The organism is Gluconobacter potus, from assembly GCF_015244705.1.
Classification (GTDB): domain Bacteria; phylum Pseudomonadota; class Alphaproteobacteria; order Acetobacterales; family Acetobacteraceae; genus Gluconobacter; species Gluconobacter potus.
Window position 1 is genome coordinate 86,751 of record NZ_JABCQF010000007.1, and the last position, 18,824, is coordinate 105,574.

An 18,824-nucleotide genomic window follows, 5' to 3' on the forward strand; every position below is an offset into this window, starting at 1 on the left:
CAACCTGTCGGATCTAGGGGAACGAGGAAGCCATATGGCTTCCTCGTTTTTCGTTCAGGTCAGGGAGGTAACGAAGTCTGCGATACGGCGGCAGCCTTCCTTCAGTGTTTCCCGGTCGGTGGCGTAGGAAATGCGGAAGAAAGGGCTCATGCCGTAAGCGCCGCCCTGGACAGATGCAACCTGCTTTTCTTCCAGCAGGGCCATGACGAAATCAGCGTCTGTTGCGAGATGCCGGCCCTTGGGTGTGGTTTTGCCGAGGCAGGCACCGATCTCGGGATAGACGTAGAACGCGCCCTGAGGCGTGTGGCAGGTCACACCGGGAATGTCATTCAACAGGCCGACCACGAGATCGCGACGGGACTGGTACTCTGCGGCACGCTCCTTCAGGAAATCCTGCGGGCCTTCAAGGGCAGCGATGGCCGCAGCCTGGGCGATGGTGTTGATGCCGCTGGTGGACTGACCCTGCATGTTGTTCATGGCGGCAATCAGGTCACGCGGACCACCACAATAGCCAACGCGCCAGCCGGTCATGGCATAGGCCTTGGAGACGCCGTTGACCGTCAGCACACGGTCCTTCAGGCGCGGCTCGACTTCCGCGATGGTGCAGAACTCGAAATCGTCATAGATCAGATGCTCGTAGATGTCGTCCGTCATGATCCAGACATGCGGATGCTTCAGGAGGACTGCGGCGATCTCTTCCATGTCCTCACGCGGGCAGCAGGCACCGGTCGGATTGTTGGGGAAGTTCAGCAGAAGCCATTTGGTCTTCGGCGTGATGGCCGCGTCCAGCGCCTTGGCGGACAGGCGGAAATTGTCCTCGGCCGGACAAGCGACTTGCACCGGTTTTGCGCCGCACAGGCGGGCAATGTCGGAATAGCTGATCCAGTAGGGGGAGGCGAGGACGACTTCGTCACCGGTATTGCAGGTCGCCATCATGGCATCGAAGATGATCTGCTTTGCACCATTGGCGACGAGGATTTCGTCGAGGGCGTAATCGAGATGGTTCTCGCGCAGGAACTTGGCCTGCACGGCCTTTTTGAGCGCGGGTTTGCCGTCCTGCGGGGGGTATTTGGTATCGCCACCGCGGGCAGCGGCAATGGCAGCGTCCACGACATGGTCCGGGGTCGGGAAATCAGGCTCGCCGGAAGAAAGGCTGACGATCTTCAGGCCTTCCGCCTTGAGCTCGCGGGCCTTGTCCGTCATGGCAGCGGAGGCCGAGACTCCAATTCCGTTCAGTCGATCAGCAAAACCGGGCATTGATGGGTCTCCATTGCCGCAAGGGGTGGTAACGCGTGCGCGAATGGAAACATCGTAAGTCGTTTCGATGACGCCAAGATACTGCCGAAAATTGTCTGACCCTATATCACAATCATATGGGGATGAATCGAAGTCGCAATAATAGGCTTCAGGCTGGTCAGGGGGTGCAAGGCCTCTGAAGATCCTTTTGGCGAAGGATCGTGCTCTGCTTCAATCACAGTTCTGGATATCCGAAATGACGACATCTGCACCCCAGTCAGAAGTCCCGGCAAACATGATGCCGCAGCAGACGGATATGCCGCCGCCAGCCGGTTTCCGGGTCGAGAAAGATCTGCTGGGAGAGGCCCGGATCCCGGTCGAGGCGCTCTGGGGCGTTCATACCAGTCGGGCGGCGCAGAACTTTCCGATCAGTGGAGAGCCCGTAGGGGCGTTTCCCGATTTTATCCGTGCATTCGTGACGGTCAAGCAGGCTGCGGCACGGACGAACAGGGCGCTCGGCTATCTGGACCATAAGCGTGCCGCACTGATCGAGGAGGCCTGTCTGGCGCTGTTGAAGAGCGATGATTACCGCAATGATTTCATCGTAGATGCCATGCAGGGTGGGGCGGGAACGTCCACCAACATGAATGTCAACGAAGTGATCGCCAATGTCGCGCTGGGACTGGCGGGGAAGAAGCCTGGCGATTACCGGGTTGTGCATCCGAACGACCATGTGAATATGGCGCAGTCTACCAATGATGTTTACCCCACGGCGCTGAGACTTGGCGTGCTTGCAGCCACAGTGCCGTTGCTGGCGGCTCTGGAAGATCTGGCGTGCGCATTCAAGACAAAGGCTGATGAATTCGCATCTATTCTGAAAGTTGGACGCACCCAGTTGCGGGACGCCGTTCCCATGACGCTCGGGCAGGAATTCAGGACGTTTCAGCATGCGGTGGAGACGGAGATTCGCCATATCCGGGATCAGTCCGAGTCTTTCCTGACAGTCAACCTGGGCGGGACGGCGATCGGGACGGGTCTGAACACCGATCCGCGTTATGCGGAGACTGTTGTGCAGGAGCTTGGCAGGCTGACCGGTCTGGCGGTGGTGGAGGCGTCTGACAGGATTGAAGCGACCTCGGATGTCGGGGTTTTCGTCCAGTTCTCGGCTGTACTGAAGCGCCTGGCGCTTAAGCTGTCCAAGATTTCAAGCGATCTGCGGCTGCTGTCCAGCGGGCCGCGGGCCGGCATCGGCGAGATCATGCTGCCAGCCGTGCAGGCAGGGTCATCGATCATGCCGGGTAAGGTGAATCCGGTCATTCCAGAGGCCGTTAACCAGGTGGCGTATCTCGTGGCAGGATACGATGTCACGGTGAGTATGTGTGCCGATGGTGGGCAGTTCCAGCTCAATCCGTTCGAGCCCATGATCGGGTACTGTCTCTTCTCGTCGCTGAAGACGCTGACGGCGGCAGTGACGCTTCTGACTACGAAATGCGTATCTGGTATTGCCGCGGATCCCGAGCGGTGCCGCTATCTGTTCGAGCGGAATATCGGTATTGTCACTGCGCTGGTGCCGGTGCTTGGATATGATGCCTGTTCGCAGATTGCCCGCCGTGCGCTGGCGGAAAACCGGACGGTCTCGGAACTTGTGCTTGAAGAGAAGCTGTTGTCCGAGAATGAGCTTGCAGGGCTTTTGCGGCCGGAATTCCTGACACAGCCCAATGTCGGGCGCGTGACTGCTGCTGTTATGTAGAGGCATGGGTCCCGGGCCAGTTGCGCGATGATGCCATGGCCCGGGCAAGATCAATGAGGCGTTCGCGGACCGCGACCGAAGCCTCGGTTTCGGGAACAAGTTCGGGGATGCAGAGGGAAACGTTTTCGCTGATGACGGGATTGCGCAGGGCGTAGATGCGGGATTTGCCTTCGACGGCAATTCGGCTGGCAACCGACCAGGGAAGGATGGTGCTGCCGATTCCTTCCTGGATTGCGCCCTGAAGGGTTGTCAGGGCTTCGATCTCCGCGACGATGGTTGGCTCCAGCCCCTTGCGAAGGAAGGCCATGTCGATAGCCTTGCGAACGAAGTTATGCTTCGGGGGCACCAGAAGCGGGATGTCCGTAATGTCGGCGAGCTGGACCGTATTTTCGTCCTCATAGGGAATATTGAGGGCATGAGGGGCAAGCAGAAAGAATTCCTCTTTCATCAGCGGCGTAAAGCTGACCCCCTTCATGGGACCTGAGCCATGGATCACGGCCATATCCAGGCGGCCCGTCATGACGAGTTCACTGTATATGTCGTCGAAACTTTCGGTCAGATGCAGCACGATGCCGGGAAGGTCTTCCCGGATGCGGCGCAGAAGCTCAACCGAGAGCGTGGATCCCGCGCTGTATGGAGAAAGGCCTACAGAGACCTTGCCGACGAGGGGACCAGCCCCTTGGGTGATCTCGACCATGGCACGGTCGAACTGCTTGCTCAGGATCTGGACATGTCGGTAAAGGACTGACCCAGCGATTGTCGGGGTGACGCCGCTTTTGCTGCGGATGACCAGTTTCTGACGGAAAGCGCTTTCGAGGGCGGCCAGTTGCTGGCTGAGTGCCGGCTGGGCGATGTTCAGCAGGTCGGCAGCGCGTGAAATGCTGCCGAGGTCGATGATCTTCACGAAGGCCTGCAAACGCCTGATATCCAACTGGTCAATCTCCTGATGTGACGAACTATGATTCCGATAGTCTGCCGATTGGGGGAAATCGTCAATGAATCCATCGGAATATGCTTAATTTTTTAAGCTGCGGCAGCTGGTGAAATTTTCCTGCGTCCTCGTTGCGAAATTGGAATATAAATAATCCATATGACGCCAAAACATAACGTATCCGTACCATAAACTCATGCTTTCGCATCGGGATTCCGGCGACTTGAGAGGGATGCAATGTTGATTGGGTCAAATTGGAAACTCTGTCTGGTCGCAAGTGCTGCACTGGGCGCGTTCATACCGGATATCGTTCTCGCAGCGTCGACTGCGCCATCCGTGCCTGTAAAACATCACAGGGTTATTGCACGAAAAGGTGCAAGTGCCGCGCCTGTGCGGAGTGCTGCGCCGGTTCATCATGCTCCGACGTCACTTCTGGCCTCTTCGACTGAAAGTATTCAGGTCGGTGGGCGGCAGACGAACTCCGTATTCTCTCCGGTGACGGCGCGGCACAGCACGACGCAGGTGACGGTGGTGACGGGGGCTGAACTGCTCAAGACGGGTCAGACGAACGTCCTGTCAGCGTTGGCCCAGGCCAATCCAGCCATCACCACCTCGGCATTGCCAGGCGGTGGAGCGAGTGCGTTCGTCCAGACGATGCAGCTTCGCGGGCAGTCTCCTGACGATACGCTGATCCTTGTCAACGGGCATCGACGCCATATTGGTGCGAATTTCAATTCGAATGCCGGTACGAACTGGGGCAGTGAGCCAAGCGACATTTCGCTGATCCCGGTGTCTGCAATTGATCATATCGAGGTTATTACGGAGGGCGCGTCTGCGCTTTACGGGCAGGATGCCATTGCTGGTGCGGTCAATATCGTGCTCAAGCGCGATACGCATGGTGGCAGCATTAACTTCAAGAACAATGGCTATTACGCAGGTGACGGCCAGGGTCTTGATGGATCGGCCAATTATGGCATGGCTCTGGGCAATAACGGCGGCTATCTCGATCTGGCAGCTCAGGTGACGCATCAGCTTCCCACGACGCGTGGAGGCAATTTCTATGGAACGCTTTACAGCGATTCACGGAATGAAACGGCCAATCGTGACGTTCAGCGCGGGCTTGGTCTGCCGAAATCCACGCTTGAGACGATCAGCGAGAACATGTCTATGCCGCTGGGGAATGGTTTCAGTGTCTATAGCACGTCGACATTCTCACATCGCCGGGCCAATGTAGCGGAGACGTATCGCAGCGCTGCCGATACGGATACCTGGATCAATACTGACCTGTACCCGAATGGCGATCAGCCGTATATCACAATGGACCAGTATGATTTCGAGACGGATAATGGTATCCGGACCCATAAATTCGGGTTCGCCTGGGATGCGTATGTCACGTTTGGCCGTGACGCCCAGAAATACGGTACCAAGGATTCCGAAAACGTCTCCCTCACCGACAGCACGCAGACCTCGTTCTATGACGGGTCTTCCATTGCGACGGAACTGACGAGCGGCATTCGCGGGTCGCGTTCGTTCCAGACGGGCTTTCTGCCTCGACCGGTTGATCTGAAGTTTGGCGCCGAATACCGCCACGATACGTTCCAGATGACCGAGGGCGAGACGGCGTCCTGGGAAGGGCTTGGGGCGACGGATCATCCGGGTAACGTCCCGATGGCTGTTACCAATCAGAACCGCGATGTCTACGAAGGCTTCGCGAACCTGGACTTCTACGTTACCAAGAAGTGGGAGTGGACGCTGGGCGGGCGTGTCGCGAGCTACAACAACCTTGCGACCGTTGAGACCGGATCGGTCGGGACACGGTACAATTTCAACAAGCGCTGGGCTATCCGCGCCAATATCAATACGGGCTATCGTCCGCCGACGTTGGGCGAGATGTCCTATTTCTATTCTGCGCCTTATCCCGGCTATACGGTGGATCAGGTCCCGGCTAACAGCGCCATCGCCAAATATCTTGGTGCAGGTAGCATGAAGGGTGAATATTCCCGAAGCTACAGCATCGGTGTGGATGCGACGCCGGTGAATGATTTTCATGTAACCGGTAATCTTTACTACATCGCCATCAATTCCCGTCTGGGAAGCACGAAAACCTATAGCGTCGATACGAGCGATGCCGTTCTCATGAACCTGCTTGCGCAGAATAATCTTGAGAGTGCGACTTCGCTTTCCTATTACGCCAACCTTTACAATACCCAGACATTCGGCGGCGACTTCAGCGCTGACTACACGCTGCATACGCGGCGTCTGGGGCAGTTCCGCTTTGCGATGGGGATCAATTTCTCGGATACGGAAATCCGCTCCTCGAACGCCAGCTTCGTCAACGAGTACACCAAGGAAATTGTCCTGCATGCGGCTCCGAAGAACCGCGAGCAGATCAGCGTGAACTGGACCTACGGCAAGTGGTCTGCGTTCGTGCAGGAGATGCGTTATGGCTCGATCATCTATATGGCATCTCCGACAGGCGCCGGCAGCGTCCCCTTCATGCAGAATCCCGCGCTTCTGACCAATCTTGAGGTGGACTATAAGATCCTGCCGCGCTGGACGATCGGGGTTGGTGCCAACAATGTTGGCAACAAGTATCCGACGCGCGTTCCTTCTTCCATTTCCCATACGCAGCAGGGGCTTACGAAGTATGCCTCCTATTCGCCTTATGGTTTCAATGGCGGCATGTATTACGTAAAAACGTCTATCAACTTCTGATTGTATTCAGAACGCGATTTTTTGTGTCTCGAAATGAACGGGCGTATGGTCGGCAAAGCGACCTGCGCCCGTTCGCTGTTTCCGGCCAGGTGACGTTTTCATGAAGTTTCGGGATCGCGGGATGAATTAGGGACGGGAGACGACTATTCATCCGGGGCTATTTCTCTAGTCTGTCGCAATACGCGGCTTCAGGTCCCAGGCAACGGTTGATATGTCCACTCGCAGAACCTTCCTCAAATACGCCCTGTTCGGTAGTGCCGCAGCCGCAACGGAAGGGCTTCCGGCCGCCATCCGTCGCGCTTATGCCATCGCGCCCGAGCCGGGTACGACATATCTGAATGCCGAGCATGTCGTTATCCTCATGCAGGAAAACCGCTCTTTCGATCATATGTTCGGAACACTGGCCGGCGTTCGCGGCTTCAACGACAGGCGCGCGATCCGTCAGAAGAACGGCAGCTCCGTTTTCGTGCAGTCCGGCAAGAGCGGGGAGACCTATGCGCCGTGGCGCCTGAACATTCACGACACAAAGGTCACCTGGATGGGCTCGATCCCGCACTCCCGGGACAGTCAGGTCGATGCCTGGAACGGGGGGCATCATGACCGGTGGATTGACGTCAAGCGGCCTCACAAGAAGGAATACAGGCAGTATCCGCTGACGATGGGATATTATACCCGCGAGGATCTGCCATTCTATTATGCTCTGGCCGATGCGTTTACGGTCTGTGACCAGAACTACTGCGGCGTCATGTCCAGCACGACGCCCAACCGTCTCGTCTTCTGGACAGGAACCGTGCGGGACCAGCAGAATACCGCGTCAAACGTCTACATGCGGAACCCGGAAATCCTGGAAGGCGGCATGACCTGGATGACCTTTCCGGAGCGGCTGGAGAAGGTCGGGGTGTCGTGGAAGTTCTATCAGAACGAACTGAGCCAGACGGGCGGCATGTCTCCGGCGGAGCGTTCCTGGCTGTCCAATTTCGGCTGTAACGTGCTGGAGTGTTTCGACAGCTTCAATGTCAGCTCCAATCCGGGCTTTGGAGAATGGATCGAAGAGCGGATCCGGGAATGTTCAGAGCATATCAATCGGCTTGAAAACCTTGAGATGCTGGTCTCCGGGGAGCGGAGCGAGCAGCTTGTCGAGGCGAAGGCCCTGATGGAGGTTCTGAAGAAGCGTCAGAAATCCTCGAAGGGATTTGAGAAGCTGACGCCCGAGGAGCGCGCGCTTTTCACGAAGGCCTTCGTGATCAACAGCGGCGATCCTGATTATCGCAGCCTTGAGGAACTCTCCTTCGTGGACGATCCGGATGCGAAGGGGATGAAGGCGCCGAAGGGAGACGTGCTGTACCAGTTCCGCAAGGATGTACGGACAGGCCAACTCCCGGCTGTTTCCTGGATGGCGGCGCCCGAGCATTTCTCGGACCACCCGACATCGGCCTGGTATGGGGGGGCCTGGTATGTGTCGGAAGTCATGAACATCCTGACCGAGAATCCCGAGGTCTGGAAGAAGACCATTTTCATTCTGACCTATGATGAAAATGACGGGTATTTCGATCACGGCTGTTCCTATGCGGCCCCTGATCCGCAGCGTCCGGAAACGGGCCACTCTTCCGCTTCGATCGGGGCAGACGGGCTGGAATACACGACTGCCGAGGACGAGGTTTGCCGGGGCGTTCCCGAACGGCTCGCACGCAGTGGCCCGATCGGGCTCGGCTTCCGGGTGCCGATGGTTGTGGCGTCTCCGTGGAGCCGGGGTGGGCTGGTCAATTCGCAGCTTTTCGACCACAGCTCGACACTGCGGTTTCTGGAGCATTTCGTTGAGAAGAAGTTCGGCACGCCTGTCCGGGAAACCAATATTTCCCCTTGGCGTCGGGCCATCTGCGGCGATCTGACGTCCTGTTTCCATCCTCAAGACGAGGTTGCGCCGTCCCTGAACTATCTGGACCGGAACACGCATCTGAAGGCTATCGAAGATGCGCGGAACCGTCCCATGCCGGGTGGTTTCCGCTCGCTGTCCGGGGATGAGATCGCCGCACTGAAAGATCAGCCGGATCTGCTGCGGCAAACCGTACGACAGGAAAGCGGAACACGTCCGGCCTGTGCGCTGCCCTATGAGCTTTACTGTGATGGCGGCATTGATGTGGAGCGCGGGCAGGTCAGCCTGAAGCTGGGAGCCGGGCAGAGCGTTCATGGAGAGCGGGCGGCCGGCGCGCCATTCAATATCTATGATTACCGCAATGGTGGTCGCGATATGCAGGCTGGAACCTACGCCGTAGCGGCGGGAGACCGGATGGATGTGACGCTTCCGGCTGCGGATGGTCTGTATGATGTCGCGGTTCATGCGCCCAACGGGTTCTACCGGGCTTATCGGGGGCATGCTGATCGGGTCGCGCTTCGTTCAGCCTGTCGTTATGACGTTGGCGGCAAGGGCAAAGGGCCCAGGATCGTTCTTTCCCTGACCAATGGTGGCAAGGCACCGCTGACGGTTCAGTACCATGCCGGCGATGCTGGGCCACTGCGGACGGTGGTCCTCAAAGGGCGGGGGCATCAGGAGATCCGGCTGGATCTGTCAGCCAGCCATCAGTGGTATGACGTGACGCTAACATCGCCGGAAGATCCGGATTTCAGGCATGTTCTGGGCGGCCGGATGGAAACGGGGAAGATCACGCTCACTGATCCGGCGATGGCTGGCTAAGCGCCTTCCGGCTCATGGTCGGGCGCTGCGTTCCCAGAGGGAGCAGGCGAGTGTCGCGACCATGATTTCAAGGCTGGCAAGCAGAATCCATTCGATCATGTTCAGGATGACGGTCCCGTCGCTGAGAGTCTGAAGCGCGAGGCTGAGGAGCAGAACCGGGGCGGCGCATGATTTCAGGATGCGCCGCCGTGCTGCTGTCAGGCGGTCATGCCAGAAGACCCGGTTTCCGCGATGAGAGGCCGCGACGAACATCAGCATGGCGGACTGTCCGCACAGAACGGAAATCCAGTTCATGCCAGGAGCCCGGTTTTTCGTATTCTGTGATACGTCGCAAAAGCGAAAGATGCTGACAGGATAAGGGCTGTCAGCCCGACGCCTGCAACGATGCTGCCATGCCAGGGCAGGCTGAGCGCTGCGATCAGAAAGCATGCTGCGGCATTGCCGCCCAGCAGCTCCGCCCATGTCCGCTCTGGGTTACGGACTAGCGTGTAGGCCAGCGTGATCCCCCAGACGATGAAGACGGTTGTCACTTCCCATCCGGCTCGGTGGGGCATCGTGACGGGGAGAAGGCGGTTGGCGATGAAAAAGGATGCGAAGGCGAGGGGCGTACCCATCAGAACGCCCACATTCAGACGGGCGACGATCCGGTGTCCCAGATGATGCGGGCGGCGCAGGCGCTTGAGCGTCCACAGATGCATGCCGCTGCCAATCAGCGCCGCGAGCGCCAGTCCGGACAGGAAATAGAGCCAGCGTGTGACCCAGGGCGCAAAACGCGCCACATGCAGTCCGTACAGGAACGTATAGGCCCGGATGACAGGGCGTTTTTCGATATGTTCCCTGAGGATGTGACCTGATGGACCATCGAAGGTGATGATTTGCGACGAGGTGCTGACGGTACGGCTGTTGCCCGCGATTATCGTAACGAGTGACGCCTGATCGGACGGATTGAAAACATAGATCTGTTCCAGGCCCGTGCCGCCGAAACGCCTGTCAGCTTCCTGGAGCATGGGGAGGATCGGTGCGAGATGACCTGCATGGCCACTTGCCGGGCGGGAATAGAGCGCGGGATTGAGCTCCGTGTAGGAGGCGGTGACGTCGTTCCGGTAAAGCGCCTGGGTGCTCCAGGGAAGGAGCAGCGATCCGAGGGTGACGGCGCCTGTGAAGGAAATCATCAGATGGAAAGGCAGGGCGGCGACACCAAGCAGATTGTGCGTGTCCAGCCAGCTTCTCTGTCCGCGCGAGGGACGGAAGGTGAAGAAATCCGCGAAGATGCGCCGATGGATGATGATGCCGGTGACCAGCCCGACGACGAGGGCCAGAGCGGCGAGGGCTGCGATAAGCCGCCCCCAGGGATGGGGAAGCTGAAGCTCGAAATGGAAGCGGTAGAAGAATTCGCCGCCGAGCGTGTCCCTGATACCATCCGGGCTTCCGGTTTCGGGGTCGAGGGCACGCTGGATGTATTTGCCCTTTGTGTCAGGCCACAGGGCTGTTGCAAAGGAACACAGATCAGTTGCGCTGCCGACATACCAGGCACTGGCGGTGGACGCGTTGCGGTTCAGCCAGTCCAGGGCATGGGCGTCCGTCAGGAGGGGGGAGGAAACGGAAGTGGAAAGTTCGGGCCTGGCCCAGAGGCTGATCTCTCGCCGGAAGACGCTCAATGCGCCGGACAGGGCAATGGCGAACAGCACCCAGCCCGTGACGAGACCCAGTGTCGTGTGCACTACAGCCATGGACGCGCGGAACGTGCCTTTCATGGCTGCCAGCCTCCGAGGAGTCCCAGGCCGCTCAGGAGAGAGGCCACGAGGATCAGGAAAGCCAGCAGTCGCCCGATACGGGTGACTGCGAAAGCTGCTATGAAAACGACGGGCCAGAGGACCAGGCCGAGAAGGATTCCGGCCATGGCGTTGTCAGCCCTGGACAGGGGAAGCCAGAACGCAAGGCAGACACCGCCCAGCGCGGAGAGGGCGTAACCGAGCGGCAACGCCACGACGAGGCGCAGGGCGATGTCGTAGCGCCGGGTTCCGGGTTGTGGTTTACCAGCTGAAGCCAATATTGGCCTGCGCGTTGCGGCGCTCTCCGTAATAGCAGTATTCCTGACCGTAAGAGGCATAGCTCAGGCAATTGGCGATGAAGTTCTTGTCAAAGAGGTTGCGGACGCTCGCGCCCACATTCCAGCCATGCAGGCTGTGGGAGAGGTTGGACAGGTCGTATCGCACCGACGCATCGAACACGGCATATTGCGGCACCCAGACACTCCCGTAAGATGCTTCACCACCATAGGATTTATTGGAATAGCGCATGCCGCCGCCGAAGCCGAGGCCCTTCGCGGGACCCGACGGCATCGTATAGAAGGCGAACAGCGAGGCATTACCCTTGCCGGACTGGATGAGCGGCTTGCCGGTTGAGTCGTCATGCACCTTCTGGATGCTGACGGCTGCTGTTAGCACGAGATTGTGGAACGGCTCGGCATGGGCCTCGAACTCGAAGCCGTCCGAATGGACCAGCCCGCTTTCAGCGCTGTAGCCGGTGTTGCCGACAGCAACGAGAACGTTGGTCTGCTCGATATGGAAGCCCGCAGCCGTCAGGAGCAGTGAGGTGCCCGGAAGCTGGTATTTCAGGCCGCCTTCAAGCTGTTTGCCGAGCGACGGATTGGCCTGACGCACGGTCTTTCCGCCATCTGTCGAGACGCTGCCGGACTGTGGCTGGAAGGATGTCGAGTAGCTGATATACGGCGCAAGACCGAAATCGAAATGATACAGGCCCGAAGCACGCCAGGTAATCTGGCTCGGGCTCTGGTTGGTCGTCGTGTTGTACATGTTGTCGGTCTGATGGGACCGGTACCAGTCGTTACGGATGCTGCCTGTCAGGATCAGGTGACGCCAGTGGATTTCGTCCTGTCCATAGATGCCGGCCTGATGGGAGTCGGTGTTGTAGTTCACCCAGGGGGACGGAGTGGGAATGGCCATCTGTGAGTTCGGATGAAAGACGTTCAGATCAGGAGCTGAACCGTAATAACCGACTTCCGAGGCGCTCTGCTGCATGTAGTCGAAGCCGAACATCATTGTATGACGTAGCGGTCCGGTCCGGACATGGCCTTTGAACTGGCTGTCAAAGGTCAGGTTGTGCGTATGTTCGTTGGTGGCGATGGCCGAGCGGGCAAGCGTATCGTCCGAGACGTAATAGCCGCTGTCATAGACGCTGCGGTACTGGGTCTTGATGTCGTCGTAGCGGCCGCGCGTGCTGAAGCTCCAGTCGCTGTTGAAGCGATGGTTGAGGATGTAGGTGATGGAGCCGTGGCGACGGTTGTATTTTTCGAACGATGAATCGCCGTCGTAGAAATTGCGCGGCAGATAGCCGAAAGACGCGCGTTTGAGCGACCCGACGAGCGGGACGCCACCATAAGTGCCGTTTTCCGGGTCATACTGGTAGTTGCCGAGGATCGTGAGCGTCGTGGGGCCGTCGCCACCGAAGGTGAAGGACGGGCTGATGGAGAAACGGCGGCTTCCGGTGCGGGCGAGCTGGCTGTGCTGGCCGTTGATGGTGCCATTGACGCGGTAGCGGACGAAGCCGTTATCCGTCATATAACCGCCGACATCGGCATCCACGCGGTACAGGTCGAACATGCCACCAGTCGCATTGACGCTTCCGTAAGAGCGCTGGTCCGTGGCGAGTTTGCTGGAGAGGGCGACGAGGCCGCCGGGGCTGGACTGGCCGTAAAGGGCCGACGCCGGACCCTTGAGAATTTCAATGCGATCCAGACGCGAGGTGTCGGTCTGGGCTACGGCATAGCCGGTCGGGCTGTCCTGAAGCTTTAGACCATCAAGGAATGTCGGGATGGAAAAGCCGCGCAGGGCGAACTGGTCATAACGTGTTCCCACGCCGCCGCCACGAAGATCGGCAGTGATGCCCGCGGTATAGCGCACGGCCTGATTGAGGTTCAGGACGTTGCGGATGTCCATTTCGTTGCGGGTGATGACCGTGACCGACTGGGCGGTTTCGATCAGGGGCGTGTCCGACTTGGTTGCGGACGAGGCGAGGGTCGAAGCCCTGCGTGCGCGAACTTCGAGCTTTTCGATAGTCCTGGCCTGTGTCCCGGTTGAGCTGGCTTTTTTTGTGCCCGATCGCGGGGGCAATTCGGTTGCGGCATTCTGGTCGGCTGCGAAGACTTCTCCACTCATGACGAGGGAGAGGGGTATCGCGTAAAGAATCCTGCTGCGGTGCATACCCGACCTCAATGACTGTGCGTGCTGGCGCGTGATCAGAGGCTGGTATCGATATTGCGAGTTAGTTGCAAGTAGCGTCAGAAGAAAATGAAACTTTGAAAGATTTCCTCAATAAGTGACTGATTGTTACGGTCTTTTGCTGAAAAGGCATCCGGGCGCTGTAATAGCGCCCGGATCGTCCTTGCTCACCAGACGGTGAAGCCCGCATCCACATTCACGATGGCGCCGGTCATCAGGCTGGCTGCGTCGGACGCCAGGAACTGCACGACGGAAGCGACTTCATCGGGCTGGCCCACGCGGCCCATCGGGGTTCCGGCGATCCAGGCGTCGTAGAGTTCCGGCTTTTCCATGCCGAAGCGGGTGAGCGTCGTTTCGATATAGGTGGGGGCAACGGCGTTGGCACGAATGCCATGGGGAGCCCATTCTGCGGCCAGCGAGCGGATATACTGGTGAACGCCGGCTTTCGACGCATTATAGGCCGCCTGCTGCTGCGGGCGGTTGACGATCAGGCCGGACATGGAGCCGATTGCGACAATGACGCCCTGTTTCTGTTCGAGCATGATGCGCCCGACGGCCTGACAGGAGCGGAACATGCCGTTCAGGTTGATATCGACCTGCTTGAGCCACTGACCATCCGTCATGTCCTCGGCCTTGACCTCGGAAATACAGATGCCGGCGCAGGCGACCAGGATATCCACGCGGCCTTCCTGTTCATGAACGCTGCGGACAGCGTTCTGCACACTTTCCGTATTCGTGACGTCCATGACGACGCTGCTGACATCATGGCCTTCCATGCGCAGGTCTTCCACGGCTTTTGTGGCCATGGCTTCATCGAGATCGGCGATGATGACGCGGGCGCCAGCCTCGGCCAGTGCGGTGACGCAGGCCAGGCCGATGTTCTGTGCGCCGCCGGTGACGATGGCGACGCGGTTATCGAGGCGGAGTTTTTCCATGTACATGGGATGTGGTTCCTAAGATCAGGCAGCGAGCGGGTGGCGGTGGCAGGCTTCTAAGGCCAGGCCGTCAGGGGCAAAAAGATGGCAGTTCTTTGGTGGAAGGGTCAGGCTGACGCGGGTTTCGACCTCCGTCAGGACTGCGCCATCCGTCTGGACGACGATGATTTCCCCGTCCGGCATGCGGACATGGACGAGCGTGATGGCCCCGAGGCGTTCGATGACTTCCACGACGCCGCTGTTGGGGCCGGAAGAGGCCAGTTCGACATGTTCGGGACGGATGCCGACCGTCACCTTTGTTCCGGGCAGCAGGCCCGGGGATGTGACGGGCACGTACAGGGTCGAGCCGTCGCGGAGCTGCACGCTGGAGCCTGCGGAATCTCCGCCCTGGAAAATGGCCGGGAAGAAGTTCATGGGCGGCGAGCCGATGAAGCGGGCCACAAACAGGTTGCGGGGGTGGTGGTACAGTTCGAGTGGGGAGCCGATCTGTTCGACCACGCCTTTCTGCAGAACGACGATCTTGTCCGCCATGGTCATGGCTTCGACCTGGTCATGTGTCACATAGATCGTGGTGGCGCCGAGCTTGCGGTGCAGGGCGGAGAGCTCCACGCGCATCTGGCCGCGCAGGGCGGCATCGAGGTTCGAGAGCGGCTCGTCGAACAGGAAGACTTTCGGGTTGCGGACGATGGCGCGACCGATGGCGACGCGCTGCCGCTGGCCGCCGGAGAGCTGTCCGGGTTTGTGGTGCAGATAGGGCTCGAGCTGAAGCGTGCGGGCGACGTGCTCGATCTTCTCGCGGCGCTCGGCCTCCGGCATTCCGGCCAGTTTGAGGCCGAACTCCATGTTTTTGTAGACGTCCATGTGCGGGTAGAGCGCGTAGGACTGAAAGACCATCGCCAGACCGCGCTTGCCGGGTTCCACGTCATTTACGCGCTGTCCGTCGATCAGGAGATCGCCGGATGTGATGTCCTCAAGGCCCGCGATCATGCGCAGGAGCGTGGATTTTCCGCAGCCTGACGGGCCGACGAAAACCACGAATTCGCGCTCTTCGATCGAGAGGGAAATCCCCTTGATGATTTCTTCCGTAAGGTAGGTCTTGTGGAGGTTCTTGAGTTCGACAGTCGCCATGGGTCAGGCCCCGTTTATGCAGGAAAGTTGAGTGGAGTGAGCCGGGGTCCGCATCACTTGACGGCTCCGAAAGTCAGGCCGCGGACGAGCTGTTTCTGGCTGATCCAGCCGAAAACGAGGATCGGTGCCACGGCGAGGGTGGAGGCTGCGGACAGTTTTCCGAAGAATAGTCCTTCCGGTGATGAGAAGGATGCGATGAACGCTGTCAGGGGGGCTGCGTGCGAGGAGGTCAGGTTCAGGGACCAGAAGGCTTCGTTCCAGCACAGGATGAGCGACAGCAGGGCCGTGGATGCGATGCCAGGCAGGGCGAGCGGCAGCAGGACCATCGTCATTTCCTGCCAGCGCGTGGCGCCATCCATCCGGCCCGCTTCCAGAATGGGGGCAGGGACTTCGCGAAAGAACGTGTAGAGCATCCAGACGATGATCGGCAGGTTCGTGAGCATGTCCACGATGGCCAGACCGGTGCAGGTGTCGAGCAGATGCGTGTTGCGGGCCAGCAGGTAGATCGGGACCAGCACGCCGACAGGCGGCAGCATCCGGGTGGAGAGCATCCACAGCAGGGTCCCGCGTGTGCGTTTTGAGGGCAGGAACGCCATCGAATAGGCCGCCGGGACGGCAAGGGCGATGGCAATGGCTGTGGCCCCGACCGAGACGATCACCGTATTGAGCGCGAAATGCCAGTAGCTGGCACGTTCGAACACTTCGCCGTAGCTGCTCAGCGTTGGCATGAAGAACAGCTTCGGGGGGGTGGAAATCGCCTGAACCTCGCTCTTGAAGCTCGTCAGGATCATCCAGAAGATCGGGAAGAACAGCCAGAGCGCGATGCCCCAGCCGAGGACGGTGACGCCGATCCGGGTGCTGGTTTTGGTCTTGAGCGCCACGTCAGGCCTCCAGATTGCGGGCTACGGCGCGCACCAGAAAGATCGCGACGATATTGGCGATGATGATCGCGACCACACCACCAGCCGAGGCGCCACCCACGTCGAACTGGAGCAGGGCGCGTGAATAGATCAGATAGGCCAGATTGGTGGAGGCCACGCCGGGACCGCCGGCAGTCGTGACGGAGATTTCCGCGAAGATCGTCAGCAGGTAGATCGTCTCGATCATGACGACGACGCTGATGGCGCGGCCCAGATGCGGCAGGATGATGTAACGGAAACGGGCGATCGGGCCGGCGCCGTCCATCCGGGCGGCTTCACGCTGTTCACCGTCAAGCGACTGCACGGCCGTCAGCAGGATGAGGACCGCGAAAGGCAGCCATTCCCAGGCGACGATCATCATGACGGTCAGGAGCGGGAACCGCGCCAGCCAGTCGATCGGCGTGAGACCCACAGCCCGCATCATGGCGGAATAGACGCCATAGATCGGGTGCAGCATCAGGTTCTTCCACAGCAGTGCCGAGACCGTGGGCATGATGAAGAATGGCGAGATGACCATGATGCGGGCAATGCCGCGGCCGAAGAACTCCTGATCGTACAGAACGGCCAGCAGGGTGCCGCCGCCGACGCTGATAATCAGGACGCCCGCAACCAGTACGAACGTGTTCAGCAGCGAATGCAGGAAATCGGGATCGGTCAGCAGATACCAGTAATTGTCGATCCCCGCGAAGCCGTGCAGCGTGGGGTCAACGAGGTTGTAGTTCTGCACCGAGTACCACAGCGTCATGACGAGTGGGACGATCGACCACACCAGAAGAAGCAGGACGGACGGGGAAAGGAGCAGGAGACCTGTCCTTTTCCCGCGTGCCTTCGTCTGGTTCAGGGCAGTCGCTCCGGCGGGCGGGCTGTGTTCGAGTACGGCCTGCATGGTATTCTTAACCTTGATCGGGCGGCGTTATCGCGCGCGGCCGGACTGGCGGAGCGCGCGGGTGATCGAAGCCTGGGCGGAGGTCAGGGCCTGATCGACGGTCATCTGATCGGACAGGGTCGCGGCAACGGTCTGGCCGACCTGCGTGCCGATGGCCTGGAATTCCGGGATGCCGACGAACTGCGCACCGGTATAGGGACGCGGCTGGGCGGTTGGGCCATTCGGATCAGCCGTCTTGATCGCGTTCAGCACGAAGGACGCGAAGGGGGCAGCCTTGACGTATTCCGGCGCGGCATAGGTGGAGGCGCGGGTTCCGGCCGGAACAGCGACCCAGCCTTTCTGTGCGGCGACCAGTTTCACGTAATCCTTGGACGTGGCCCATGTGATGAAGGTCTGGGCATCCGCGCTCTGATGGGAACTGACGGGGACGGCGAGGCTCCAGCTCCACAGCCAGGTCGGGCCTTTGCCATAAGGGCCTTTGGGGGAGGGTGCGAAACCGACTTTGTCCGCAACCTGCGACTGCTTGGGATCGAACAGCAGCCCGCCTGCGACGGTGGAATCAATCCAGATGCCGCAATGGCCGCTGGCGAACAGGGCCAGATTTTCGTTGAAGCCGTTGGAAGTCGCGCCCGGAGGACCGTCAGCTTTCAGTGCCGAGACGTACCAGTTCAGGGTCGCTTTCCAGGCATCGGACGTCATGGTCGGCTTCCAGGACATGTCAAACCACTGAGCGCCGAACGTGTTGGCGAGCGACGAGATATACGCCATGTTCTCGCCCCAGCCTGGCTTGCCACGCAGGCAGATGCCGTAGACCTGATTGCCCTTGTCCGTGATCTTGTCGGCGAACTGGCGGATCTGATTGTAGGTGGGCGTGTCCGGCATCGTCAGACCGGCTTTCTGGAACAGGTCCTTGCGGTAATAGGTCATGACGCTTTCGGCGTAGAACGGCAGGGCATAGAGCTTGCCATCCGCCGTCAGGCTGTCGCGGACGGAAGGCAGGATGTCGTTCACGTCATAGGCGGCGTCCGGCTTGATTTCGGTAAGCCAGCCCTGTTTGGCCCAGATCGGCACTTCGTAGTTGCCGATGGTCACGACGTCGAACTGGCCGGTTTTCATGGCGATATCGGTCGTGACGCGCTGACGCAGGACGTTTTCTTCCAGCGTGACCCAGTTCAGGTGAATGTCCGGATGGGCCTTCTCAAACTCCTGGGAAAGCTGCCGCATGACGATCATGTCGCCGTTGTTGACGGTGGCGATCGTCAGGGTTCCGGCTGCCCCGGCACTGGACAGGGCGGAGCCCGTGAGCAGAAGGGCGAGAGTGCAGATGGCGGTGCGTGTGGCTTTGAGACGGGACATGGAGATCGGCCTCTGGAAAGGGATGGTGATGCGT

14 protein-coding genes are annotated in these 18,824 nt (G+C 59.5%); 3 read left to right on the forward strand and 11 right to left on the reverse strand.

Features of this window, described 5'->3' with window-relative positions:
- Positions 1 to 54 precede the first annotated feature (54 nt).
- Complete coding sequence (locus HKD31_RS11140; RefSeq protein WP_062495243.1) at positions 55 to 1,257, reverse strand: pyridoxal phosphate-dependent aminotransferase; 1,203 nt, start codon at positions 1,255 to 1,257, stop codon at positions 55 to 57.
- Positions 1,258 to 1,492: 235 nt separating this feature from the next.
- Between HKD31_RS11140 and HKD31_RS11145 the strand changes: the two genes are divergently transcribed.
- Positions 1,493 to 2,986, forward strand: a complete 1,494-nt coding sequence (locus HKD31_RS11145) for an aspartate ammonia-lyase (RefSeq protein ID WP_370543924.1) — start codon at positions 1,493 to 1,495, stop codon at positions 2,984 to 2,986.
- Here HKD31_RS11145 and HKD31_RS11150 read toward each other — a convergent pair.
- Positions 2,979 to 3,917 (reverse strand): LysR substrate-binding domain-containing protein, encoded by a 939-nt coding sequence (locus HKD31_RS11150; RefSeq protein ID WP_194265096.1) that lies wholly within the window; start codon positions 3,915 to 3,917, stop codon positions 2,979 to 2,981. The genes HKD31_RS11145 and HKD31_RS11150 overlap by 8 nt on opposite strands.
- A gap of 237 nt (positions 3,918 to 4,154) precedes the next feature.
- On the opposite strand from HKD31_RS11150, the gene HKD31_RS11155 reads away from it, so the two are divergent.
- Positions 4,155 to 6,632 (forward strand): TonB-dependent receptor plug domain-containing protein, encoded by a 2,478-nt coding sequence (locus tag HKD31_RS11155; protein ID WP_062495239.1) that lies wholly within the window; start codon positions 4,155 to 4,157, stop codon positions 6,630 to 6,632.
- Positions 6,633 to 6,843: 211 nt separating this feature from the next.
- Complete coding sequence (locus tag HKD31_RS11160; RefSeq protein ID WP_194265095.1) at positions 6,844 to 9,324, forward strand: phosphocholine-specific phospholipase C; 2,481 nt, start codon at positions 6,844 to 6,846, stop codon at positions 9,322 to 9,324.
- Positions 9,325 to 9,336: 12 nt separating this feature from the next.
- On the opposite strand, the gene HKD31_RS11165 is transcribed toward HKD31_RS11160, so the two are convergent.
- The 9 genes from HKD31_RS11165 to HKD31_RS11205 form a co-directional block, all read right to left on the reverse strand.
- Positions 9,337 to 9,618, reverse strand: coding sequence for a hypothetical protein (locus HKD31_RS11165; RefSeq protein WP_194265094.1), 282 nt, complete (start codon positions 9,616 to 9,618; stop codon positions 9,337 to 9,339).
- A complete protein-coding gene (locus HKD31_RS11170; RefSeq protein ID WP_194265093.1) occupies positions 9,615 to 11,078 on the reverse strand; it encodes a PepSY-associated TM helix domain-containing protein in 1,464 nt (487 codons plus the stop codon). The genes HKD31_RS11165 and HKD31_RS11170 overlap by 4 nt, the downstream gene beginning before the upstream one ends.
- Positions 11,075 to 11,374, reverse strand: a complete 300-nt coding sequence (locus HKD31_RS11175; RefSeq protein WP_194265092.1) for a hypothetical protein — start codon at positions 11,372 to 11,374, stop codon at positions 11,075 to 11,077. The genes HKD31_RS11170 and HKD31_RS11175 overlap by 4 nt, the downstream gene beginning before the upstream one ends.
- Positions 11,358 to 13,547, reverse strand: a complete 2,190-nt coding sequence (locus tag HKD31_RS11180) for a TonB-dependent siderophore receptor (RefSeq protein WP_194265091.1) — start codon at positions 13,545 to 13,547, stop codon at positions 11,358 to 11,360. The genes HKD31_RS11175 and HKD31_RS11180 overlap by 17 nt, the downstream gene beginning before the upstream one ends.
- Positions 13,548 to 13,732: 185 nt before the next feature.
- A complete protein-coding gene (locus HKD31_RS11185) occupies positions 13,733 to 14,506 on the reverse strand; it encodes an SDR family NAD(P)-dependent oxidoreductase (RefSeq protein ID WP_011253692.1) in 774 nt (257 codons plus the stop codon).
- A gap of 18 nt (positions 14,507 to 14,524) precedes the next feature.
- A complete protein-coding gene (locus HKD31_RS11190) occupies positions 14,525 to 15,628 on the reverse strand; it encodes an ABC transporter ATP-binding protein (protein WP_194265090.1) in 1,104 nt (367 codons plus the stop codon).
- Positions 15,629 to 15,681: 53 nt separating this feature from the next.
- Positions 15,682 to 16,509: an ABC transporter permease subunit gene (locus HKD31_RS11195; protein WP_194265089.1), complete on the reverse strand. Its 828-nt coding sequence runs from the start codon at positions 16,507 to 16,509 to the stop codon at positions 15,682 to 15,684.
- 1 nt (position 16,510) lies between these two features.
- A complete protein-coding gene (locus HKD31_RS11200; protein WP_062447112.1) occupies positions 16,511 to 17,434 on the reverse strand; it encodes a carbohydrate ABC transporter permease in 924 nt (307 codons plus the stop codon).
- Positions 17,435 to 17,461: 27 nt separating this feature from the next.
- Complete coding sequence (locus HKD31_RS11205; RefSeq protein WP_194265088.1) at positions 17,462 to 18,790, reverse strand: ABC transporter substrate-binding protein; 1,329 nt, start codon at positions 18,788 to 18,790, stop codon at positions 17,462 to 17,464.
- Positions 18,791 to 18,824: the final 34 nt, after the last annotated feature.